A 23,399-nucleotide genomic window follows, 5' to 3' on the forward strand; every position below is an offset into this window, starting at 1 on the left:
CTGCGGCAGCTCCTACACGGACCGAATCACCCGCGATAATCGGTTGAAACGCGATCCGCGTAGGAGCTGCCGCAGGCTGCGATCTTTTTGGGCCCAACCCGGTCCCAAGCCTTAAACCGGCTTGGCGCCCATCAACCCGGCAATGGCGACAAAACACACAAAGCTGAACAACGCCAAAGCGAACGTGAACTTCCCGTTGCTTCCCGCTGGCGCCTTGCGCAACCGGTTAAGCCGTACCAGTAACCAGAACCAGCCCAACGCCGCCACGGTGTAAAGCACGCTGGATGCCAGCAACCAGGTTTGCCCCAACGGCCAGCCCACCAGATGCACCATCCACCATCCCGTGAACGGCATGCTCAGCAGCGCCAGCCCCATCACCAGCCAGATAAACACCCGTGGCCGCTGCAAGGTCCGCGCATGAGACGTCGCATCGCCATTACGTCGTGTACGCCAAACCCAGATCGCCAGCCCCAGTGCGCTGATCAACAGCAGCACCGTCGCCACGATATGCGCCACTTTGAGGGCGGTTAACGTTTCCATTGTTCGATTTCCTTAAGGCCTGCCCATCAGCGTAGCCGCTCAGCCGAGAAACAGCTGATAGGCCGGGTTGTCACTTTCGTCCCAGTACGGGTAGCCGATTTCTTCCAGCGCTGCAGGCACCAGATGACGTTCCCCGTGAGGCACTTGCAGCCCGGCGACCACACGGCCGTCCGCAGCGCCGTGGTTGCGGTAGTGGAACATTGAGATGTTCCAGCGCCCGCCGAGCTTGTTGAGGAAGTTGAACAGCGCGCCCGGACGCTCCGGGAATTCAAAGCGCAGCACCACCTCATCGACCACATGGACGGCACGCCCACCGACCATATGGCGGATGTGCAGCTTGGCCAGTTCATTGTCGGTCAGGTCGACTACCGGGAAACCTTGCTCGGTGAGGCTGCTGATCAACGCGCGGCGCGGGTCATTTTCCGGATGGGTCTGCACGCCGACGAAAATATGCGCCTCGCTGCCGGTGTTGTAGCGATAGTTGAATTCAGTGATCTGGCGCTTGCCGATGGCTTCGCAGAACGCCTTGAAGCTGCCAGGCTGTTCCGGGATGGTCACGGCGATGATGGCTTCCCGGCCTTCGCCCAACTCGGCGCGCTCAGCGACGTGGCGCAGGCGGTCGAAGTTGACGTTGGCCCCGGAGTCGATGGCCACCAGCGTCTCGCCGGTGGCACCACGCAGTTCGACATACTTCTTGATCCCGGCCACGCCCAAGGCGCCGGCAGGCTCGGTTATCGAGCGGGTATCGTCGTAGATATCCTTGATTGCCGCGCAAATCTCATCAGTGCTGACGGTGATCACTTCATCGACGTAGTCTTTGCAGATATCGAAGGTGTGCTGGCCGATCTGCGCCACGGCCACGCCATCGGCGAACAGCCCTACGGTCGGCAATACCACACGCTCGCCGGCCGCCATCGCGGCTTGCAGGCAATTGGAATCATCCGGCTCGACACCGATGATTTTGATCTCAGGCCGCAGGTACTTCACATAAGCGGCGATCCCGGCGATCAGGCCACCGCCGCCCACCGGAACGAAAATCGCGTCCAGGCGCCCTGGATGTTGACGCAGAATCTCCATCGCCACGGTGCCCTGCCCGGCAATGGTGTGCGGATCATCGTAGGGGTGGATGTACACGTAGCCTTTTTCGTCGACCAGTTTCAGCGAATACGCCAATGCTTCCGGGAAGCTATCACCGTGCAGCACTACTTTGCCGCCACGGGAACGCACGCCTTCGACCTTGATCTCCGGGGTAGTCTTGGGCATCACAATGATCGCTTTGACCCCCAGCACCTTGGCCGCCAGGGCCAGGCCCTGCGCATGGTTGCCGGCCGAAGCAGTGACCACGCCACGTGCGCGTTCTTCATCGGTCAACTGCGTGAGCTTGTTGTAAGCGCCGCGAATCTTGAACGAAAACACCGGCTGCAAGTCTTCACGCTTGAGCAGGATCTGATTGCCCAGCCGCTCGGAGAGCTGGCGGGCAGTCTGCAATGGGGTTTCTACGGCAACGTCATAAACGCGCGAGGTGAGGATCTTCTTGACGTACTGTTCGAGCATCGGAAAGCATCACTGAGCGAGTTGGGCAGGGCCAAGGAGTCTAACTCAGCGTTTGGCCGTGCGACCATACGAATCAAGAGGTTTTAACCGGGCATAGGGCTATAATGCCGGCCTTTCGTTCCCCTTCGGCACCCTCGGAGCCCGCATGACCCAGGATCAACTCAAACAGGCAGTGGCTCAGGCCGCCGTCGACTTCATCCTTCCAAAACTCGACGACAAAAGCATCGTCGGGGTCGGCACCGGCTCCACCGCCAACTGCTTCATCGACGCCCTGGCCTTGCACAAGGGCGCATTCGACGGCGCGGTCGCCAGCTCCGAAGCCACCGCCGCGCGCCTCAAGGGCCACGGTATTCCGGTGTATGAACTCAATACCGTCGCCGACCTGGAGTTCTACGTCGACGGCGCCGATGAAAGCGACGAACACCTGAACCTGATCAAGGGCGGCGGTGCAGCCCTGACCCGCGAGAAGATCGTCGCGGCCGTGGCCAAGACCTTCATCTGTATCGCCGACGCCAGCAAACTGGTGCCAGTGCTGGGCGCCTTCCCACTGCCGGTCGAAGTGATTCCGATGGCCCGCAGCCATGTGGCCCGCCAGTTGGTGAAACTGGGCGGCGACCCGGTCTACCGTGAAGGCGTGCTGACCGACAACGGCAACATCATCCTCGACGTGTTTAACCTGCAGATCACCAACCCGGTCGAGCTGGAAAGCCAAATCAACGCCATCGTCGGCGTGGTCACCAACGGCCTGTTCGCCGCACGCCCGGCCGATGTGCTGCTACTGGGCACTAGCGAAGGCGTGAAAACCCTGCGCGCCAAATAATCCCGAATACGGATTTGTGATTGAAACTGATCCCCCGTTGGTCTTGCAGTGTTTATCAGGGCTGCGGTGGTTTCTTGAAAACGTAAAAAAGGTTGGGTTCGCTGACGAGGTACAGAGTGCCATCATCGTCCATGGCGATCCCTTCCGCTTGCGGCACGGTCTTTTTCAGCCCCTGACGCCCTTTGCGCAGTGACAGGGTGCTCAGTGGGCGACCGTCGATATCCAGCTCTATCACCAATCGCGACTCATCGGACAGCGCCAGTAAATGCCCGCTGCGCTCGTCGTATTGCAGGCTCGACAGGTCCCGCACAAACAGACCGGCGTCACGCTTGGGGTTGTTGACCACGTGAACCGCGTAGGATTTCTCCGGATTGTAATGCGGGAACCCCTGCACTTCGTAGATCAACATCGGGTCGCGCTCCTTGGCGACGAACAGCCGCTTGCCCACCGAATCGTACGCCAGCCCCTCGAAGCCCTTGTTACTGCTCATGTGCACACCGAGCGAAATCTGCTCGGCATCCGCCGCATCAAGAAATTGCGTGTGATCTTCCAGGTGAACCTTGATCAGGCGCTGCTGGCGCTCATCGGTAACCACATAGGTGTTGGTGCTGATGAACTCGACGGCCTCTGCATCACCGAATCCGATCAATGCCACGCGCCGAAGGATCCGGCCATCGAGGGACAGCTCAACCAGCTCGGCATTCTTGTTGGTCACCGTAAACAGGCTTTTGCGCACCGGGTCATACGTCAGGGCTGATACGTCATCGTCCAGCCCTTCGATGACCCTGGCCTCGAGGGTCACCTGATAATCCGCCAGGCCAATGGAACGCGCGTCCGCCGGTTGCCACCAGGTCTGCAGGTTGAACCAGGTACGCTCGAACAATCGATAGTGCTGCCCGGCCAGCGCCAGCAGTACCAAAGCGACAACACTGACAAGCAGCAAGAAAGGCAGGGGACGGGCAAGTCGGCGCATTGGGCAGGCTCGAAAACGAAACAGGCGGATGAAATAACACGACTTGATGAATTCAAGCTTAATCGCCACTGGCGCTTGCGCCGGCTGCGATATCTTGGCGCACCTGCGCAATCGATAGGATGTCGAAAAGCAAGATCAAAAGATCGCAGGCTGCGCCAGCTCCTACAGCTTCTCGAAACGATAGAACAGGTTCGGCTCGCTAACGATATACAGCGTGCCCGCCTCGTCGATCGTCACCCCTTCGGCACGTGGAATGGTCTTCTTCAGGCCATTGAAACTACCGAGCAAGGTCATGAAACTGACCTGTTCGCCCTTTTCATCCAGCTCGAGCAACAGGTGCGAATCGGCGGACAACACCAGGGTATGACCGGTGCGCGAATCGACGGCCAGGGCCGAGAGGTTACGCAGGTCCAGCTTATCGCTCGCGAGTTTGTACTTGTCGCCCTTGAGGATCTGACTGCCGTCGCCTTTCCAGGTAAACATCGCTGGCGGGCGCTCCTCTCCCAGCAACAACTGCTGGTTGCGAGGGTCCCAGGCAATTGCTTCGAAGGCCTTGTTCTGGTCTTTCGAAGGCCCGAGGTCATATTTCGGGAAGCTGTCGACATTCAGTTCACGGGTCTGCTCGTCGACCTTGACGATGCTCAAGCTGTGCTCGCGTTCATCGACGATGGCGATCAAGCCGTCTTCCATCACCGTTACCCCTTCTGGATTGCTCCAGCCCAGCAACGGAATCTTGCGCAAGACGTCGCCTTGCAGGGTCAATTCGGCGAGGAAAGGTTTTTTCCCCATCACCGCGAACAAGGTTTTGCTGAGCGGGTTGTAAGCAATATCCGAGGCTTCGTCCTTTTCCATGCCCGGCAGCGGCTTGGCATCGATCACCGCGTGATAGTCCGGCAGCCAGACACTTTCCTGGCGCTCGGCCGGGCTTTCAAAATACTCGCTCACCCAAAGCACCGCCCGATCATCCCAATGCATCGCGAACGCAAGGCCATACCCAATCGCCACGACCAGCAAGAGCCAGGAATACCAGCGCAGGGCGAAGCGTGAGCGACGAACAGCGTTCAAGTTGGAAACGGGTTGCGTGGGCATTGAGGGAGCTTTCCAGAAAAATCAGCTGTGGGTAATAGCACAAGCGGACAGGCCCGCGTGCCCAGGACCGAAAAATTATCCAGACAAAATGTGAAAAAAACGGGGAAAAACTGGAATAGGTGGCGCCCCAAAAAGATCGCAGCCTATCGGCAGCTCCTACAGGCTTTGCATGCACCCGTTAACATCGCGGGTGTATGAGGCCATGTAGGAGCTGCCGCAGGCTGCGATCTTTTAGCGGCCGAATTCAGAACTCAGCGAACGCTGCTGGTGAAGCTGCTCACGCCCGGCAACTCCAGAACCAACTCGTCACCGACATTCAGCGGGCCGACGCCTACCGGAGTACCGGTGAGGATCACGTCTCCGGCCTGCAGCGAGAAGCAGCCAGCCATGTGCTGAATCATCGGCACGATCGGGTTGAGCATGGCGCTGCTGTTGCCATCCTGGCGGACTTCGCCGTTGATGGTCAGGCGGATGCCGATGTTGGTCAGGTCATCAAAGCTGCTGCTGACCACGAACGGCGCAATCACCGCCGCACCGTCGAAGGATTTGGCAATTTCCCACGGCAAACCCTTGGCTTTCAGCTCTGCCTGTTTGTCGCGCAAGGTCAGGTCCAGTGCCGGAGCGAAACCGGAAATCGCGTCGAGCACCTCTTCGCGACTCGGCTTGGTCGACAGTGGTTTGCCGATCAATACGGCAATTTCCGCCTCGTAGTGCACCGAGCCACGCTCGGTCGGAATCGTGAAGCTATCTTCCAGCGGTACCACACAACTGCCCGGCTTGATGAACAGCAGCGGTTCGGTCGGTACCGGGTTGTCCAGTTCCTTGGCGTGTTCGGCGTAGTTACGCCCGATGCACACCACTTTCCCCAGCGGGAAGTGAATACGAGTACCGTCGACATACTGGTGCTGATAGCTCATTTACCACTCCTGCTTCAAAGATAGAAAGTCTAGGCGTTAGAAAGTCACAGGGCGAAAATCTTGCCCGGGTTCATGATGCCGTTCGGGTCGAACACCGCCTTGACTGCCTTCATGTACTCAATTTCAACCGGCGAGCGGCTGTAGGTGAGGTAATCGCGCTTGGTCATGCCCACGCCATGTTCGGCGGAAATCGAGCCGTTGTACTTCTCGACGGTTTCGAACACCCACTTGTTCACCGTTGCGCACTTGGCAAAAAACTCGTCCTTGCTCAGGTTGTCCGGCTTGAGGATGTTCAAGTGCAGGTTGCCGTCGCCGATGTGGCCGAACCAGACGATTTCGAAGTCTGGGTAGTGTTCGCCGACGATCGTATCGATTTCCTTGAGGAATGCCGGCACTTTCGACACAGTGACCGAAATGTCGTTCTTGTACGGCGTCCAGTGGGAAATGGTTTCGGAGATGTATTCACGCAACTTCCAGAGATTCTGCAGTTGCTGCTCGCTCTGGCTCATCACGCCATCGACCACCCAACCTTGCTCGACGCAATGCTCGAAGGTCTCCAGCGCATCGTTGGCCACTTCTTCGGTGGTCGCTTCGAATTCCAGCAGCGCATAGAACGGGCAATCGGACTCGAATGGCGCCGGCACATCACCACGCCCCAGAACCTTGGCCAGTGCCTTGTCGGAGAAAAACTCGAAGGCGGTCAGGTCCAGTTTGCTCTGGAATGCATGCAGCACCGGCATGATCGAGTCGAAATCGGCGGTGCCGAGGACCATCGCCGTGAGGTTTTTCGGAGCCCGGTCGAGGCGCATGGTGGCTTCGACGACAAACCCCAGGGTGCCTTCGGCGCCGATGAACAGCTGACGCAGGTCGTAGCCGGTGGCATTCTTGATCAGGTCCTTATTCAGTTCCAGCAGGTCGCCCTTGCCAGTCACGACTTTCATGCCAGCGACCCAATTACGGGTCATGCCGTAGCGAATGACCTTGATCCCGCCGGCATTGGTGCCGATATTGCCGCCAATCTGACTGGAGCCGGCCGAAGCGAAGTCCACCGGGTAGTACAGACCTTTTTCTTCAGCCACGTTCTGCAAGTGCTCGGTGACCACGCCCGGCTGGCAGACCGCGGTGCGGTCGGTCAGGTTCACGTCGAGGATCTGGTTCATATAGTCGAAGGAAACGACCACTTCACCATTGGCCGCCACCGCAGCGGCGGAAAGCCCGGTACGACCGCCGGACGGCACCAGCGCGACCTTGTGCTCATTGGCCCAGCGCACGATGGCCTGGACCTGCTCGGTGGTCTTGGGGAACACGATGGCGGTCGGGGCCGGGGCGAAGTGCTTGGTCCAATCCTTGCCGTAAGCATTCAGGGAGTCGGCATCGGTCAGCACCTTGCCAGGCTCAACCAGGGTCTTCAGCTCATCAATCAGGGCAGGGTTGGTCATCGACAGAACTCTCGAACAATTCATGGTCATCCTGAGAACGCTTCACGTCGCAGGAATGAGTGTTTAGCGGGGTGCATATGCTAGCATACCGCCCCCGCAGGATAGTGCCCAAAGGCGTTCTGCGGTGACGGCTAACATGCCGCGCAGGTCAGCTCAGGCTGTCCTTCCCTGCCATTTTTTTTCCGGGACACAGGTTTACGCAGATGAACAAGACTTCCCTCGACAAGAGCAAGATCAAGTTCCTTCTTCTCGAAGGCGTCCACCAATCCGCTGTCGACGTCCTCAAGGCCGCCGGTTACACCAGCATCGAGTACCTGACAGGTTCTCTGCCGGAAGCCCAGCTGAAGGAAAAGATCGCTGATGCTCACTTCATCGGCATTCGTTCCCGTACGCAACTGACCGAAGAGATCTTCGATCACGCGAAGAAGCTTGTTGCTGTTGGCTGTTTCTGCATCGGCACCAACCAGGTCGACCTCAACGCTGCTCGCGAACGCGGCATCGCAGTCTTCAACGCGCCTTACTCCAACACCCGTTCGGTGGCCGAGCTGGTGCTGGCTGAAGCGATCCTGCTGCTACGTGGCATTCCCGAGAAAAACGCTTCCTGCCACCGTGGCGGCTGGATCAAAAGCGCGGCCAACTCCTTCGAAATCCGCGGCAAGAAGCTGGGCATCGTTGGTTACGGCTCGATCGGTACTCAGTTGTCGGTCCTGGCTGAAGGCCTGGGCATGCAGGTGTATTTCTACGACACCATCACCAAGCTGCCATTGGGCAACGCGACGCAGGTTGCCAGCCTGACCGAGCTGCTGGGCATGTCCGACATCGTCACCCTGCACGTTCCGGAAACCGCTGCGACCCAGTGGATGATCGGCGAGAAGGAAATCCGCGCGATCAAGAAGGGCGGCATTCTGATCAACGCTGCTCGCGGCACGGTGGTTGAGTTGCAAGCCCTGGCGGACGCGATCAAGGACAAGCACCTGATCGGTGCGGCTATCGACGTATTCCCGGTGGAGCCGCGCTCCAACGACGAAGAGTTCGAAAGCCCGCTACGCGGCCTGGACAACGTGATCCTGACGCCGCACATCGGCGGCTCTACTGCCGAAGCCCAAGCCAACATCGGTCTGGAAGTGGCGGAGAAGCTGGTCAAGTACAGCGACAACGGTACGTCGGTGTCCTCGGTCAACTTCCCGGAAGTGGCCCTGCCGGCTCACCCTGGCAAGCACCGTTTGCTGCACATCCACGAGAACATTCCGGGTGTGATGAGCGAGATCAACAAGGTCTTCGCCGAAAACGGTATCAACATCTCCGGTCAGTTCCTGCAGACCAACGAGAAAGTCGGCTACGTCGTGATCGATGTCGACGCCGAATACTCGGACCTGGCGCAAGAGAAGCTGCAGCACATCAAAGGCACCATCCGTTGCCGCGTGTTGTTCTAAGCTTCAAGTACCAATGAAAAAGGGAGACCCTCGGGTCTCCCTTTTTTATCCCCGCGAAAAGGTTATTCCACGGTCACGGTGATTTTTTTCGAGACAATCGGCGGGTCGAACGGTACATGGTTCTTGTCGCCCAGTTCCAGCTGCAGGGTATGCTTGCCTGGGGCCAGCTTGACCTCGGCTTCGGTCTGCGCCTTGCCGAAGTGCATGTGGTTGGCGTCCATAGGGATCGGCGCAGTCTCGGCCGGCAGCTTGTCGACGTCGATCAGCAGGTGATGGTGGCCGGTGTTTTTGGTCTGGTCGCCGGCCGGAGCCAGGGCGATATCCTTGACGCCGAATTTGACCTTGAAGGTTTGACCTACCGTGGCACCATCTTCGGGAGAGACGATGAACACTTCCGCGCCTTTTGGAGTCGGGGAGCGCGGGATGCCATCCGCGGCGTTCGCCAGCATCGAAGCTCCCAGCAACAGGCTGGCAAAAGCAGCACGAGACATTAAGGTTTTCATTCTCTTCTCCAGTTTTTCAGCAAAATCTGTACGGTTGCGACAACTTAGTGACAAATAGTTGTCGAAGCCAATCAACACCATAGCAAAGCGCACCAGATACCGCGCACAGCACATTTGAATTCAAAGGAGTGACCATGCGGTTTTTGCCTGGCCTGTTACTTTTGCTACCCTTGGTGAGCACTTGCGCTCAAGCCGAACTGATTGATGATGTGAATGACCGTGGCGAGTTGCGCATCGCTCTGGAAGCCAATACGCCGCCATTCAACTTCAAGGATGACGGCAAGCTCAGTGGGTTCGAGGTCGAACTGGGCCAAATGCTCGCCAGCGAGCTGGACGTGCGTGCGGATTTCGTCGTCACCGACTCGGGCGATCTGCTGCAAGGCGTCGAAAGCGGCAGGTACGATGTCGCCATCAACCACATAGCAATGACCCCTGAACTCAAGGAACGTTTCGACTTCAGCGAACCTTATAGCTATTCCAATGCGCAGTTGATCGTGCGCCAGGAAGAGCAACGCTCGCTGAGTTCGCTGCAAGCGCTCGAGGGCCAGACACTGGGAGTGGCGCAAGGCAGCCAGTTCGTCGAGCAGGCTCGCACGGTCGAAGGCATTGACCTGCGCAGCTACCCCGACGCGCAACAGCCGCTCAAGGATGTGGCGAAAAAGCAGATCGATGCGGCCATCAGCGACCGTTTGCTGGTGCCTTACGCCATTCGTGACAGCCACTTGCCCGTCAAGGAAGGTGCCAAAGTCGGCCCGACGCTGAGCCTGGCAATTCCGTTCCAAAAGGGCAACCCGGCGTTCCAGGCCAGCATCGACAAGGCCCTGCAACGCATGAAGGCCGATGGTCGGTTGATGGCGCTCTCGGAAAAATGGTTCGGAATGGATGCGAGCAAACCGCCCAAGCCTTGAGGCAGATCATAAATCGAGAGTCTTGCGCTCAACTTGTGGCGAGGGGGCTTGCCCCCGCTCGGGTGCGCAGCAGCCGCAAAACCTGTGAATGCGGTGTGCCTGACGAAATGTGATTGCGGGTTTTAGGGCCGCTGCGCGCCCCAACGGGGGCAAGCCCCCTCGCCACAGGGATTGTGTTCGCCTCAGTCCAGTGCCGCCAACGCGGCCGCCGCCTCAGCCAACTCCAGCTCACTGAACACCTGCACCCCGTTACGCTTCAACAACGCCGCGGTAACGCCTTCCCCGCTGACTTTGACCCCGTTGAAGCTGCCGTCATACGTCAGCAGATTGCCGCAGGACGGGCTGTTGGCCTTGAGCACGGCAATCCGGATGCCGTGCTGTTCGACCAGCGCCAGAGCCTGTCGCGCGCCACTGAGGAACCCGGCACTGACATCCTCACCCTCGGTGGTCAGCACCCGAGCGTTGCCATCCAGCACCGCAGCGCCCTGCCCGCCGGGAATTTCGGCCGCAGCTCGTGGCGTCGGCAATCCGCCGGCCACTTCCGGGCACAGCGCCACCACCCGACCCTCGATGGTCCACTGTTCAAGCTGATCAAAGGGCCCGCTGGCACCGCCGTCGTAACGCACGCGGTGCCCGAGCAAGCAGCGACTCACCAGAATCTTTTGCATCTCAGAATGGCTCGTTACCGCGACGACGAAACCACCCCGTCAGCGACAGGCGATCCCGGGTAGCGGGCAGGACTTCATGGGGCACTGCGCCGGAAAGGAACACCACCAGGCAACCGCCGGTGGGCACCACCTCATATTCACCGCCTTCATCCAGATACATCCGCAGCTGGCCACCGTGCTCAGGCAGCCAGCCTTGATTGAGATAAAGTACGGCGGAGACCATGCGCCGGTCATCATCGCGAAAACGATCGACATGCTTGAGATAAAACGCACCCGGCGGGTACAGCGCGAAATGGCTTTCGAAATCTTCCAGCCCCAGGAACAACCCGCGATTCATGGCGAGCCGCAGGCTGTCCATCAACCCCAGGTAGCTATCGCACGACTCGACCTGACCGGGTTCAAGCCACTGGATATGGTCCCCCCGAATCCCCTCGCGAACTTCCTGGGAAGCCCCTCGGCCGACCGAGGCCGGAGCCAGTTCACCCTCGGCCGCACGTTTACGGCACTCAGCCGCCAATTCCAGGGTCAGAGCCTCTGGCAGGAAAATAGTCTGTTGCGACCAGCCGCGCTCAGCCAGATCGTCGACGATACGTAACAGCAGCGGGTGATCTGAGGGTATTTGCATGACGCGCATAGTATCCATACGCCTGAAAATCCGACAGAGCCACAGAGCGGACTGATACGAATTCTCGACAAACCACGGCCAAGCCCCGGACAATAGTGGGCTGCTGACAGGAGTCCTTATGCGCCGTTTGCTTTTTTCACTGCTGATGCTCTGCACTTTGCCCGCTTGGGCAGACGGCCTCGACCAATTATACAAGGTCGCCGGCTGGCCAGAACAACGCGCGCATTTTAATGATGCCCTCACCGCTGCCCAGCAACGCTACAAAAACAGCCTGCCACCTGCGGTGTTCCAGGCGTTGGTTAACAACAGCAATCAGCGCTTTGCACCCCAGGCAATGGATCAGCGAGCCCAGGCGCAGTTACGCCAGAAACTCGCCGATCCAAAACCTGCGCTGGCGTTTTTTCAGTCCCCCCTGGGCCGCAAGATCGTCGCCGCTGAACTGCTGGCGACCCGCCGCGACCAATTGGCGAAAAACGCCCAGGGTTTGCCGAAAATCCAGGCCAGCGATACCCGCCTGCTGATCATTGGCCATTTGGCTCAGGCGCTGCCTGCCCGCGAAGCGGGTGCCGAAGTCAGCCTGGCCATTGCCGGGGTTGCCGCCGACAGCCTGAGCCAGATGATCCCCGGCCTGCTGGGCAACGGTCAGGCCCAAGGAATGCTGAACGGTCAGCGTCAGCGGCTGATGGATCAGATCGGCACCGACCTGAACAACACGCTGCTCTACGTTTACCGCGACCTGTCTGATACGGAACTGGAAGAATTTGCCACCTTCGCCGAGTCAGACGAAGGCAAGGCTTACTACCAGGCCGCCCTGGCAGCGATCCGCGCAGGATTGGCGGTGGGGCAAAGCACCTCGAGCCTGACCCAGTAGCTTGAGGCGCCTGTAGAATCCAATCGCGAGCACAGTCACTACACATCTTTCAGAAATTTTTGGTCAAAAACCCGAAATACCGCTCGCGCAACGCTGGAATTTCATTCGCCAGATGATGCCGCGCCTCAGGCAGCATCAACACCTGTGGCTGATCGAACTTGCTGCGCAACACCTCCAGGTTATGCACCCAATCCACCGTCGTGTCCGCTTGCCCCTGGACGATCAGTGGCCGCCGGCCGCTACGCGGCGCCGCTTCGATGCGTTTGATCCAGCGCGCCAGCGCGCCGACCCAGGCAGTCGGCAACCGTAACGGCTGCAACGGATCAGCCTGCAGGAAGGGTAAAAACGCCGGGTCGCTGGAGTTCTCACTGAAACGCCGGGCGATGCCTTTGACGAAGGGTTTGACCAGGTAGTAGCTCAACTGCGACCAACCCCAGGACCGTGGCCGCACCAGCGGCGAAAGCAGAATGGCCTGGCCCTGCGCCGGGCTGCTGGTGCCGTGATTGAGCAGATGATCAAGCACTATCGCCCCGCCGGTACTTTGTCCGCACAGGTGCCACGGCTGCGGCAGATCGAGGGATTGCGCCTCGGCGAACAACCCTTGCAGCACGGCCTGGTACTCAGCGAAATCCTCGATGCTGGCACGCTCGCCGCTGGACAAGCCATGCCCCGGAAGGTCGCAGGAAATCACCACGAAACCCTGCTCCAGGGCCCACTCGATAATATGCCGGTAGAGCCCCATGTGATCGTAGAAGCCGTGCAACAAAAACAGAGTGGCCACGGCCTGCGGTGGCCACCAGACCTGGCTGACCAACTCATAATCACCGACCTCGAAGCGTCCCAGAGCACGCTTGACCGGGACACGGTGCCGGGCAAAATCCAGCCCATAGAAACGCTGATAGGCCAGTGCTTCCACCGACAGCGGCTGCGCGGCGGCCAAAGGTCGCAGGCTGGCACGCAGATGATCGGGCTCGAAGGTCGCAGGCATAAGGGTTTCCAGACAAAAAGCGCGGAGCGCGTAACAGACTTGATAGGTCTGCGATATTCATCTGTCGCGGCAAGCATGGCAAGCTACCCGACCTTCGAGGATTGATCCCTATGCGTCTGCCCTACCGCAAAACACTGCTTGCCAGCCTGCTCGCCCTTATATGCGCCGGTGCGCTGTGGGCAGCTTACGACTGGTTTCAGGGGCGCTACCTGCGCGCCTTCAGCGACCAGACCGCAGTGTTTTCCGGAGATCCCCTGAGCCTGCCCAGCGAACTGGCCGGCCCCGGGGCAATACGGCTGGTGCACTTCTGGGATCCCGCCTGCCCGTGCAATGTCGGCAACCAGCAGCACCTGAGCGAACTGATCGAACATTACGCGCCGCAAGGCGTGGAGTTCTATTCGGTGCAAAAGCCCGGCAGCCACGGGCAGCTGCCCAGCACCCTGAGCAGCCTGAAAACCCTGTCGGCCCTGCCCGGCGCCGAACACATCCCCGCCAGCCCGGCCGTGGCGATCTGGGATCGCAACGGCAAACTCGCGTATTTCGGGCCTTACAGCGAAGGGCTGACCTGCAACTCCAGCAATAGCTTTATTGAACCGATTCTCCAGGCGCTGAGTGAAGGACGAGCGGTCAACGCCACTCACACCCTGGCGGTGGGCTGTTATTGTCCGTGGCCCGATAGCCAGACGAACTAAGGCATTCCTGACTTTTCAAGGACAACGCTGCATAGCACATAGGGCCTGTGCTAAATGTTCGCGGTCCCGAGTGGCGGCAACCAAGAATAAGAACAAGGAGTTTCAATGAAACGCAGCCTGACCGTACTGGCCACCCTGGTCGTCGCACTCGCCATCGGTGGGGGCTGGTACGTGTACAGCAAGCAGCCAACTCGCCAGGGGCAGGTGGAGCTGCAAGGCCTGCAGGGTCCGGTCACAGTGCGTTATGACGAACGCGGCGTGCCGCATATCCGCGCCGGCAACGAAATCGATATGTACCGCGCCCTCGGTTACGTACAGGCTCAAGACCGGCTGTTCCAGATGGAAGTCATGCGTCGGCTGGCCCGAGGCGAACTGGCCGAAGTGCTCGGGCCGAAATTGCTCGACACCGATAAGCTGATGCGCACCTTGCGCATCCGCGAGCGCTCCGAGACTTACCTGGCCGGGCTGGACCGGCAATCTGCCACCTGGAAGGCACTGCAAGCCTACCTGGAGGGTATCAACCAGTTTCAGGCGACTCACGCCAGGCCCATGGAGTTCGAGGTGCTGGGAATCCCCAAGCGCGCTTTCACCGCCCAGGACACCATCAGCATTGCCGGTTACATGGCCTACAGCTTTGCCGCAGCGTTTCGCACCGAGCCCTTGCTGACCTATGTGCGCGACCAACTGGGCAACGGCTACCTCGGCGTCTTTGACCTCGACTGGCAGCCCAAAGGCGTGCTGGTTTCGACACCTGCCCTGACCGCCAGCGACTGGAAAGACCTGAACGCCATTGCCCGGCTGAGCGAACAGGCGCTGGCCGACAACGGCTTGCCGCAGTTCGAAGGCAGCAATGCCTGGGTGATTTCCGGTGACCGGACCAAAAGTGGCAAACCGTTGCTGGCCGGCGATCCGCACATCCGCTTCGCCGTGCCCTCGGTGTGGTACGAAGCTCATCTGTCGGCGCCCGACTTCGAGCTGTATGGTTACTACCAGGCGCTGATGCCTTTCGCCTCCCTGGGTCACAACCGTGACTTCGGCTGGAGCATGACCATGTTCCAGAACGATGACCTCGATCTGATCGCCGAAAAGGTCAACCCGGATAACCCTGATCAGGTCTGGTATCGCGACAAGTGGGTCGATCTGACCAGCAGCGAACAGCAGATCGCCGTGAAAGGCCAGGCACCGGTCAAGCTGCTCCTGCGCCAGTCGCCCCATGGCCCGATCATCAATGACCTGCTCGGTACCAGCGCCGGCAAGACGCCGATTGCCATGTGGTGGGGTTTCCTCGAAACCCGGAACCCGATTCTCGAAGGCTTCTACCAGCTCAACCGCGCTGACACCCTGGCCAAGGCCCGCGGCGCCGCAGCCAAGGTGCAGGCGCCAGGCTTGAATCTGCTGTGGGCCAACGCCAAGGGTGACATCGGCTGGTGGGCGGCGGCGCAACTGCCCAAGCGGCCGGCCGGGGTCAAGCCGGGCTTTATCCTCGACGGCAGTACCAGCCAGGCGGACAAGGACGGCTTTTACCCCTTCAGCGCCAACCCCCAGGAAGAGAACCCGGCGCGCGGCTACATCGTCTCGGCCAACTTCCAGCCGCTGTCGCCGACCCTGGAAATCCCCGGCTATTACAACCTGGCGGATCGCGGCCAGCAGTTGAACAAACAGCTGAGCGAGGCGAACGTCAAATGGGACCTGGAGAGCAGCCAGAAACTGCAACTGGGTACCACCACCGCCTACGGCCCACGACTGCTGGCGCCGCTATTGCCGGTGCTGCGAGAGGTAGTGAAGGATCCTGCGGAACTCAAACTGGTGGCGCAATTGGCACAGTGGAAAGGCGATTATCCACTGGATTCCACCAGTGCCACGCTGTTCAACCAATTGCTGTTCAACCTGACCGATGCCGCGTTCCACGACGAATTGGGCGACGGTTTCTTCCAGACCCTGCTCTCTACTCGGGTGATCGATGCCGCCTTGCCGCGCCTGGCTGCTTCGGTCGATTCGCCGTGGTGGGACAACCGCAACACCCTCAGCAAGGAAAACCGCGCCGACACCGTCACCCTCGCATGGCAGGCCAGCATTGCCCACCTCAAGGCCACCTTCGGCGATAACCCGAGTCAATGGTTGTGGGGCAAGGCGCATACCCTGACCCAAGTCCATCCATTGGGGCTGCAAAAACCACTGGACCGACTCTTCAACGTCGGCCCGTTCGAAGCCCCGGGCAGCCACGAAGTGCCGAACAACCTCTCGGCCAGGATCGGTCCGGCGCCGTGGCCGGTGACCTACGGCCCTTCGACCCGACGCATCATCGACTTCGCCGACCCCGCCCACAGCCTGACCATCAACCCGGTTGGGCAAAGCGGCGTGTTGTTCGACAAGCATTATGACGATCAGGCCGAGGCGTACATCGAGGGGATTTACCTGCAGGCGCATTTCAGTGACGAGGAAGTGGCGGCCAATACCCGCAGCACCTTGAAATTGTTGCCGGCCAAGGTGGATCAATAAGCAAACATCAAAAGATCGTCCGAACGCGGCCCGAGCCAGCACCTACGCCGCTGTGGAGCTGCCGTAGGCTGCGATCTTTGGCGGTCTGTCAGGCATCAAACCTCTAAATCCTCCCACCGCCACTCAAACCATCGCCGAAAAATTCATCCGGAACTGCTGCGGCGTTACGCCCAGCCTGCGATTGAACACGCTGCGCATGTGCTGGGCATCGCGGAACCCGCACTGATAGGCCACGGTCTTGAGCGGGGCACTGCCGCTTTCCAGCATGACCCTGGCAGCGTCCACCCTCGCCTGCTCGACGAATTCGGCCGGGGTGATTTTGGCTTCCCGGGCAAACACCCGGGAGAAATTGCGCGCGCTCATGTTGGCGGCCTGGGCCAGGTCAGCAATGGTCAGGTCGCCCGTCAGATTGGCCAACACGTAGTGCTGGACCATCGCCACCGGTGAGGTCGCTTCGGCATAGGGCGTGAGGAATGGACTGAACTGCGATTGCCCGCCCGAGCGCTGAGTGAACACCACCAGTCGTTTGGCCACGCTCAGCGCGACCTCCGGCCCGTGATCCCTGGCCAGCAGGTACAACGACAAGTCGATCCCCGCTGTCACCCCCGCCGAGGTGTAGAGCTTGCCATCCTGCACATAGAGCCGATCGGCCTCGACCTGAGTCGATGGGCAGAGCGCTGCCAGCGCAACCGCATCATTCCAATGGGTGGTAACGGTTCGCCCTTCGAGCAGTCCTGCACGGGCCAGCATGAATGCACCGTTGCAGATCGAACCAAAACGCTTCGAACGAGCACTGGCTTCGCGCAACCAGGTATCAAAGCCGGCACCGAAATCCAGATACGGCAGCTGCGGCCCACCGGCGACCAACAACAAGTCATAGGCCTCCTGTGCTTCGCTGAAATGCCGGTGAGCCTGCAGAGTCAACCCGTTCGAGCAGGGCATCACGCCGCGCTCCACGCCGATCACCTCCAGCCGGTAGTGGTCATCCACCGCGAGAAAGCGATTGGCTTCGGAAAACACATCCATGGGCCCCGTGACATCCAAAGACTGAACCCCGGAAAAAACCACGATGGCAACGGTTTTACTCATGGGACGGATCGCCTTCTATGGCTCAAGAACAAACGTAAATCAAGCGCGAACACAGTCCCCTGTGGCGAGGGAGCTTGCTCCCGTTCGGCCGCGCAGCGGTCGTAAAACGGGCGATGGAGTTCTATCTGGACAAGCGCGGTAGCCGATTTTGGGACCGCTCCGCGCTCCAGCGGGGGCAAGCCCCCTCGCCACACAAAGTCCTCTCGCCACAAAGGTTCGCGAACACATAAAAAAACCTCGCTCTTCGTCCAGGGAGCGAGGTTTTTTGGTACCGCGGTCGTTAAACCGGAGCCGACGCCGGGGCGCGGCGTATGTCCGGTTGTTTCCAGGAGTCGGCAGCACTTTCGTCGATGGCCAGCTGGATCGCGCGTTTGCGATGTTCTTCGGCACGACGGCTGAAGTACCAGACCAGGAAGGTCATCAGCGATACCGCCAGCAGAATCAGGCTGGCCACGGCGTTGATCTCCGGTTTCACCCCCAGACGCACGGCGGAGAATACTTCCATCGGCAAGGTCGTCGAACCCGGCCCCGAGACGAAGCTCGCCAGCACCAGGTCATCCAGCGACAGGGCGAAGGACATCATGCCACCCGCCCCCAGCGATGGTGCGATCATCGGAATGGTGATCAGGAAGAACACCTTCCACGGCCGCGCACCGAGGTCCATGGCCGCCTCTTCGATGGACAGGTCCAGTTCACGCAAGCGCGCCGAGACCACCACCGCCACATAGGCCGCACAGAAGGTGGTGTGGGCGATCCAGATGGTGATGAGGCCGCGTTCCTGCGGCCAGCCGATCATCTGCGCCATGGCCACGAACAGCAGCAACAGCGACAGACCGGTGATCACTTCAGGCATCACCAGCGGCGCGGTGACCAGGCCACCGAACAGCGTGCGGCCCTTGAAGTGGGTGATGCGGGTCAGCACGAATGCCGCCAGCGTACCCAGTATCACCGCGGCAACCGCCGTGTAGCAGGCGATCTCCAGCGAGCGCACCACCGAGCCCATCAGTTGCGTATTGTCCAGCAGACCGACATACCACTTCACCGACCAGCCGCCCCAGACCGTCACCAGTTTCGAGGCGTTGAACGAGTAGATCACCAGGATCAGCATCGGCAGGTAGATGAACAACAGGCCGAGTACCAGCATCAGGCTTGAAAAACTGAAGCGCTTCATTCTTTGCCCTCCATTTCTTTGGCCTGACTGCGGTTGAACAAGATGATCGGCACAATCAGGATCGCCAGCATCACCACGGCCAAGGCGGACGCCACCGGCCAGTCACGGTTGTTGAAGAACTCTTGCCAGAGCACTTTACCGATCATCAGGGTTTCCGGACCGCCGAGCAGTTCCGGGATCACGAACTCACCCACTACCGGAATGAACACCAGCATGCAGCCGGCGATGATGCCGTTCTTGGACAGCGGAACGGTGATTTTCCAGAAGCTGTTGAAGGTGCTCGAACCCAGGTCCGAGGCGGCTTCCAGCAAACTGTTGTCGTGCTTCACCAGGTTGGCGTAGAGCGGCAGGATCATGAACGGCAGGTAGGAATAAACCACGCCAATATAAACCGCCAGGTTGGTGTTGAGGATCTGCAGCGGCTCGTCGATCCAGCCCATCGTCATCAGGAATCCGTTGAGCAAGCCGTTGTTGCTGAGGATGCCCATCCACGCATACACGCGAATCAGGATCGCGGTCCAGGTCGGCATCATGATCAGCAGTATCAGTACGGTCTGCATTTCCTTGCGCGCGGTGGCAATGGCATAGGCCATTGGATAACCGATCAGCAGGCAAAGGACAGTGCTGACCAACGCCATCTTCAGCGAGCCGAGGTAAGCGGCGATGTACAACTCGTCCTCGCTCAACATCACGTAGTTGCTGAGGTTGAGCAGCAGCTGCACCTTCTGCTCGACGTAGCTGTAGATCTCGGTGTACGGCGGAATGGCCACGTCGGCTTCAGCGAAGCTGATCTTCAACACGATGAAGAACGGCAGCATGAAGAACAGGAACAGCCAGAGGAACGGCACCCCGATGACCAATTGACGGCCACCGGGTGTTATTCGTTGCAATGCACGTTTGAGTTTTCGGATTTTCATGAGCGTAATACCACGCCGCTGTCATCTTCCCACCAGACGTAGACCTGGTCGCCCCAGGTCGGCCGTGTGCCGCGGCGTTCGGCGTTCGCCACGAAGGACTGAACCAGTTTGCCGCTCGGCAATTCGACGTAGAACACCGAGTGCCCGCCCAGGTAGGCGATGTCATGCACCTTGCCGCTCGACCAGTTGTTTTCGCAGGTCGGCATTTCGGAGGTGACCAGCAGTTTTTCCGGACGAATCGCGTAGGTGATGGACTTGTCCTGCACCGAGGTGCTGACGCCGTGGCCCACGTAAATGTTGCGATCCAGGTCCTTGCAGGTAATGACCGCATGCCCCTCGGCGTCGTCCACCACTTCACCTTCGAAGATGTTGACGTTACCGATGAATTCGCAGACCAGACGGCTGGTCGGGGTTTCGTAGATGTCGATCGGACTGCCGATCTGGGCGATCCAGCCCAGGTGCATGATCGCGATGCGCTCGGCCATGGTCATGGCCTCTTCCTGATCGTGGGTCACCATCACGCAGGTCACGCCGACCCTCTCGATGATCTCCACCAGCTCCAGTTGCATCTGCGAACGAAGTTTTTTATCCAGCGCACCCATCGGCTCATCGAGCAGCAACAGCTTCGGCCGCTTGGCCAGGGAGCGTGCCAGCGCCACCCGCTGACGCTGACCACCGGACAACTGATGCGGCTTGCGTTTGGCGTACTGGCTCATCTGTACCAGCTTGAGCATCTCGGCTACGCGAGCATCGACTTCAGACGACGGAATCTTGTCCTGCTTGAGGCCGAAGGCGATGTTCTGCGCCACGGTCATGTGCGGGAACAAAGCGTAGGACTGGAACATCATGTTGATCGGCCGCTCGTAGGGCGGCATGTCCGTGATGTCTACGCCATCGAGAAAAATGCGTCCTTCCGTGGGCCGTTCGAAACCTGCGAGCATCCGCAGCAAGGTGGATTTGCCCGATCCCGAGCCGCCGAGCAAAGCGAAAATCTCGCCTTTCTTGATTTCCAGGGACACATCGTCCACGGCAATCGTCTCGTCGAACTTCTTCGTGACCCGGTCGATTTTGACCAGCACCTGTTTAGGTGTCTGGTCGCCCTCGAGGGCTTTCTTATAGGCGCCGGAGGCAACTGCCATTTACGAAACTCCCAACAAAATTTGCAGTTCGCCCAATGCAAGCGAACCTTGGATAGTTTGAGCCTTTGAAGCTACTTGCCCGACTTGACCTTGGTCCAGCTGCGGGTCATCAAACGCATCACCTTCGGCGGTAACTCGGTAGACACGTAGGTCTTGTCGAGGACAGATTGCGGTGGATAAACCGCTTCGTCATTGCGTATCGACTGTTCCATCAGCTTGTCCGACCCGAGGTTGGGATTGGCGTAGCCGACATAATCACTGACCTGAGCAATCACTTCAGGTTTCAGCAAATAGTTGATGAATGCATGGGCCTCCTTGACGTTGGTGGCGTCCTTGGGAATCGCCAGCATGTCGAACCAGAGGTTGCCGCCTTCTTTGGGAATCACATAGGCAATGTCTACGCCCTTGCCAGCCTCGACCGCACGCGCCTTGGCCTGGAAGATATCGCCGGAGAAACCGGCGGCGACGCAGATATCACCATTGGCCAGGTCCGAGATATATTTGGATGAGTGGAAGTAGGTCACGTAAGGCCGCACCGCCATCAGCTTGGCTTCGGCCTTTTTGTAGTCGTCCTGATTCTCGCTGTTAGGGTTCAGCCCCATGTAGTTCAGCACCGCCGGCAGCATTTCATCGGCGGAGTCGAGGAACGAGACGCCGCAGCTGGAAAGCTTCTTGATGTTCTCGGGCTCGAAGAGCATGGCCCAGGAATCGATCTTGTCGACACCCAGTACCGCCTTGACCTTCTCGACGTTGTAGCCGATGCCGTTGGTGCCCCACAGATAAGGCACCGCGTACTGGTTGCCCGGATCGTTCTTCTCCAGGCGCTTGAGCAACGCCGGGTCGAGGTTCGAATAGTTCGGCAACTTCGACTTGTCGAGCTTCTGGAACGCCCCGGCCTTGATCTGTTTACCCAGAAAGTGGTTGGACGGCACGACCACGTCATAACCGGTACGCCCGGCCAGCAACTTGCCTTCCAGGGTTTCGTTGGAATCGAACACGTCATACACCGGTTTGATGCCAGTGGCTTTTTCGAAATCGGCCAGGGTGCTCTCACCGATGTAATCCGACCAATTATAAATATGCACGGTGGGTGCCGCGTGGACACCGACTGCCAAAGTCAGGCCAGCACCGATCAGCATAGCGTTGCGAAACAAAGAAATAGGCAAGTGGAGGTCCTCTAAATAGTTGGGCCGCAGTTGTGCCCGCGTTACTTGACAGCCATGGCTGCCTGGCAACAAAACCGGCGCGCAACTTACCCTCGATAAACCGTTCCAGCAAAACTTTCTGTCATTTAATTGTTTCTGCAGCCGCCGCGCGCGAGGCGGCGGCTACAGGTATTACTTCAAACCGGCTTATTTGCCCGATTTGATCTTGGTCCAGCTGCGGGTCAGGATCCGCTGGGTAGCGGCCGGCAAATCGGCGATGGCATACAGATTGGCCATGACTTCTGCTGGTGGATAGATGCCCGGATCGCTGGTGATTTCTTTATCGACCAATGCGGTGGCAGCCGCGTTACCGTTCGGGAAACGCACGGCGTTGGTGATCTCAGCCATGATTTCCGGCTTCATCAGGAAGGTCATGAACTTGTAGGCGCCCTCGACGTTTTCCGCATCCTTGGGGATAGCGACCATGTCGAAGAAGCTGCCGGCACCTTCTTTCGGAATGTTGTAGCTGACCTTGATTTTGCCACCGGCTTCTTCTGCACGAGCCTTGGCCTGGTAGATGTCGCCCGAGTAACCCACGGCTACGCAGATGTTGCCGTTTGCCAGGTCGGAGATGTACTTGGACGAGTGGAAGTAGCCCACCGAAGGACGGATTTTCAGGAACAGTGCTTCGGCTTCAGCCAGTTGTTTCTTGTCCTGACTGTCGGTTGGATAGCCCAGGTAGTGCAACGCCACCGGAATCATCTCGGTTGGCGAATCAAGGAAACTGATACCGCACGACTTCAACTTGGCGGCGTTTTCAGGTTTGAACAGCAGATCCCAGGAGTTGGTTGGTGCATCGGCGCCCAGTGCAGCCTTGACCTTGTCGGCGTTAAAGCCGATACCGATCGAGCCCCACATGTAAGGGAAAGCGTGTTCGTTGCCCGGATCGCTCACCGATACCGCTTTGAGCAAGTCCTGGTTGAGGTTTTTCCAGTTAGGCAGCTTGGACTTGTCCAGCTTCTGGTAAACCCCGGCTTTAATCTGTTTGGCCAGGAAGTTGTTCGACGGTACGACGATGTCGTAACCGGACTTGCCGGCCAGCAACTTGGCTTCAAGGGTCTCGTTACTGTCGAAAACGTCGTAGACGACCTTGATCCCCGACTCGGTTTCGAACTTCTTGACGGTGTCCGGCGCGATGTAATCGGACCAGTTGTATACGCGCAGTACTTTGTCATCCGCCTGGGCGGTCCCGGCCATCACCCCCATCAGCGACAAGGCGAGGAGGGTCTTACCGGCGATCTTTAAACCTAATGCCTTCATGCGTCATGCTCCAATTATTCTTTTTTAACCACTTGCTCAGCGGCCGATTCCCGGGCAACTAGAACAATGGGTAGTCTGGCAAGATCCAAGGCAGGCTTT

Annotated in this window: 22 protein-coding genes; 6 read left to right on the forward strand and 16 right to left on the reverse strand. The window is 59.2% G+C overall.

The features are described 5' to 3' along the window. Positions 1 to 111 precede the first annotated feature (111 nt). Positions 112 to 540: a DUF2269 domain-containing protein gene (locus AC3IUA_RS29150; RefSeq protein WP_489358229.1), complete on the reverse strand. Its 429-nt coding sequence runs from the start codon at positions 538 to 540 to the stop codon at positions 112 to 114. 39 nt (positions 541 to 579) lie between these two features. Then, on the reverse strand, positions 580 to 2,094 hold the full coding sequence (ilvA, locus tag AC3IUA_RS29155) for a threonine ammonia-lyase, biosynthetic (RefSeq protein ID WP_489358230.1): 1,515 nt from the start codon (positions 2,092 to 2,094) through the stop codon (positions 580 to 582). A 145-nt stretch (positions 2,095 to 2,239) separates the two neighbouring features. Here ilvA and rpiA point away from each other — a divergent pair, with 145 nt between their 5' ends. Further along, positions 2,240 to 2,914 (forward strand): ribose-5-phosphate isomerase RpiA, encoded by a 675-nt coding sequence (rpiA, locus tag AC3IUA_RS29160; RefSeq protein WP_489358232.1) that lies wholly within the window; start codon positions 2,240 to 2,242, stop codon positions 2,912 to 2,914. Between the two features lie 55 nt (positions 2,915 to 2,969). On the opposite strand, the gene AC3IUA_RS29165 is transcribed toward rpiA, so the two are convergent. The 4 genes from AC3IUA_RS29165 to AC3IUA_RS29180 form a co-directional block, all read right to left on the reverse strand. Then, on the reverse strand, positions 2,970 to 3,887 hold the full coding sequence (locus AC3IUA_RS29165) for an SdiA-regulated domain-containing protein (protein ID WP_489358233.1): 918 nt from the start codon (positions 3,885 to 3,887) through the stop codon (positions 2,970 to 2,972). Between the two features lie 162 nt (positions 3,888 to 4,049). After that, positions 4,050 to 4,976, reverse strand: coding sequence for an SdiA-regulated domain-containing protein (locus AC3IUA_RS29170; RefSeq protein WP_489358234.1), 927 nt, complete (start codon positions 4,974 to 4,976; stop codon positions 4,050 to 4,052). A gap of 251 nt (positions 4,977 to 5,227) precedes the next feature. Further along, the gene (locus AC3IUA_RS29175) at positions 5,228 to 5,893 is read right to left on the reverse strand and encodes a fumarylacetoacetate hydrolase family protein (RefSeq protein ID WP_489358235.1); all 666 of its coding nucleotides are present in this window, start codon (positions 5,891 to 5,893) and stop codon (positions 5,228 to 5,230) included. Positions 5,894 to 5,937: 44 nt separating this feature from the next. After that, positions 5,938 to 7,332, reverse strand: a complete 1,395-nt coding sequence (locus AC3IUA_RS29180; protein WP_489358236.1) for an FAD-binding oxidoreductase — start codon at positions 7,330 to 7,332, stop codon at positions 5,938 to 5,940. A 203-nt stretch (positions 7,333 to 7,535) separates the two neighbouring features. On the opposite strand from AC3IUA_RS29180, the gene serA reads away from it, so the two are divergent. Further along, positions 7,536 to 8,765, forward strand: coding sequence for a phosphoglycerate dehydrogenase (gene serA, locus AC3IUA_RS29185; RefSeq protein WP_489358237.1), 1,230 nt, complete (start codon positions 7,536 to 7,538; stop codon positions 8,763 to 8,765). A gap of 62 nt (positions 8,766 to 8,827) precedes the next feature. Here serA and AC3IUA_RS29190 read toward each other — a convergent pair whose 3' ends face one another. After that, positions 8,828 to 9,268: a DUF4399 domain-containing protein gene (locus AC3IUA_RS29190; protein ID WP_489358239.1), complete on the reverse strand. Its 441-nt coding sequence runs from the start codon at positions 9,266 to 9,268 to the stop codon at positions 8,828 to 8,830. 134 nt (positions 9,269 to 9,402) lie between these two features. On the opposite strand from AC3IUA_RS29190, the gene AC3IUA_RS29195 reads away from it, so the two are divergent. Then, positions 9,403 to 10,176: a transporter substrate-binding domain-containing protein gene (locus AC3IUA_RS29195; RefSeq protein ID WP_489358240.1), complete on the forward strand. Its 774-nt coding sequence runs from the start codon at positions 9,403 to 9,405 to the stop codon at positions 10,174 to 10,176. Between the two features lie 182 nt (positions 10,177 to 10,358). Here the strand turns inward: AC3IUA_RS29195 and AC3IUA_RS29200 are convergent, their stop codons facing one another. After that, positions 10,359 to 10,844, reverse strand: a complete 486-nt coding sequence (locus tag AC3IUA_RS29200) for a 2-thiouracil desulfurase family protein (protein WP_489358241.1) — start codon at positions 10,842 to 10,844, stop codon at positions 10,359 to 10,361. 1 nt (position 10,845) lies between these two features. Next, complete coding sequence (locus AC3IUA_RS29205) at positions 10,846 to 11,478, reverse strand: 2OG-Fe(II) oxygenase (RefSeq protein WP_489362517.1); 633 nt, start codon at positions 11,476 to 11,478, stop codon at positions 10,846 to 10,848. 109 nt (positions 11,479 to 11,587) lie between these two features. Between AC3IUA_RS29205 and AC3IUA_RS29210 the strand changes: the two genes are divergently transcribed. Next, positions 11,588 to 12,340 (forward strand): DUF2059 domain-containing protein, encoded by a 753-nt coding sequence (locus AC3IUA_RS29210; RefSeq protein ID WP_489358243.1) that lies wholly within the window; start codon positions 11,588 to 11,590, stop codon positions 12,338 to 12,340. Positions 12,341 to 12,389: 49 nt separating this feature from the next. Here AC3IUA_RS29210 and bipL read toward each other — a convergent pair whose 3' ends face one another. Next, complete coding sequence (bipL, locus tag AC3IUA_RS29215; RefSeq protein ID WP_489358244.1) at positions 12,390 to 13,328, reverse strand: phospholipase BipL; 939 nt, start codon at positions 13,326 to 13,328, stop codon at positions 12,390 to 12,392. A gap of 110 nt (positions 13,329 to 13,438) precedes the next feature. Here bipL and AC3IUA_RS29220 point away from each other — a divergent pair, with 110 nt between their 5' ends. Beyond that, a complete protein-coding gene (locus tag AC3IUA_RS29220) occupies positions 13,439 to 14,020 on the forward strand; it encodes a DUF6436 domain-containing protein (RefSeq protein WP_489358245.1) in 582 nt (193 codons plus the stop codon). A 105-nt stretch (positions 14,021 to 14,125) separates the two neighbouring features. After that, complete coding sequence (locus AC3IUA_RS29225) at positions 14,126 to 16,519, forward strand: penicillin acylase family protein (RefSeq protein WP_489358246.1); 2,394 nt, start codon at positions 14,126 to 14,128, stop codon at positions 16,517 to 16,519. Positions 16,520 to 16,642: 123 nt separating this feature from the next. On the opposite strand, the gene AC3IUA_RS29230 is transcribed toward AC3IUA_RS29225, so the two are convergent. The 6 genes from AC3IUA_RS29230 to AC3IUA_RS29255 all read right to left on the reverse strand — a co-directional run bounded on the left by AC3IUA_RS29230 (position 16,643) and on the right by AC3IUA_RS29255 (position 23,300). Continuing rightward, on the reverse strand, positions 16,643 to 17,608 hold the full coding sequence (locus tag AC3IUA_RS29230; RefSeq protein WP_489358247.1) for a GlxA family transcriptional regulator: 966 nt from the start codon (positions 17,606 to 17,608) through the stop codon (positions 16,643 to 16,645). Positions 17,609 to 17,888: 280 nt separating this feature from the next. After that, a complete protein-coding gene (locus AC3IUA_RS29235) occupies positions 17,889 to 18,779 on the reverse strand; it encodes an ABC transporter permease subunit (protein ID WP_489358248.1) in 891 nt (296 codons plus the stop codon). Further along, positions 18,776 to 19,696, reverse strand: a complete 921-nt coding sequence (locus AC3IUA_RS29240; protein ID WP_489358249.1) for an ABC transporter permease subunit — start codon at positions 19,694 to 19,696, stop codon at positions 18,776 to 18,778. Before AC3IUA_RS29240 ends, AC3IUA_RS29235 begins: the two co-directional genes overlap by 4 nt. Then, positions 19,693 to 20,835 carry an ABC transporter ATP-binding protein gene (locus AC3IUA_RS29245; RefSeq protein WP_489358250.1) on the reverse strand — a complete coding sequence of 381 codons (1,143 nt, stop codon included), beginning with the start codon at positions 20,833 to 20,835 and terminating at the stop codon, positions 19,693 to 19,695. The genes AC3IUA_RS29240 and AC3IUA_RS29245 overlap by 4 nt, the downstream gene beginning before the upstream one ends. Before the next feature lie 71 nt (positions 20,836 to 20,906). Continuing rightward, entirely contained in the window at positions 20,907 to 22,001 is a 1,095-nt protein-coding gene (locus AC3IUA_RS29250; RefSeq protein ID WP_489358251.1) for a polyamine ABC transporter substrate-binding protein, read from the reverse strand. Between the two features lie 186 nt (positions 22,002 to 22,187). Beyond that, positions 22,188 to 23,300 (reverse strand): polyamine ABC transporter substrate-binding protein, encoded by a 1,113-nt coding sequence (locus AC3IUA_RS29255; protein WP_489358252.1) that lies wholly within the window; start codon positions 23,298 to 23,300, stop codon positions 22,188 to 22,190. Positions 23,301 to 23,399: the final 99 nt, after the last annotated feature.

Source organism: Pseudomonas sp. KH_050, from assembly GCF_057838875.1.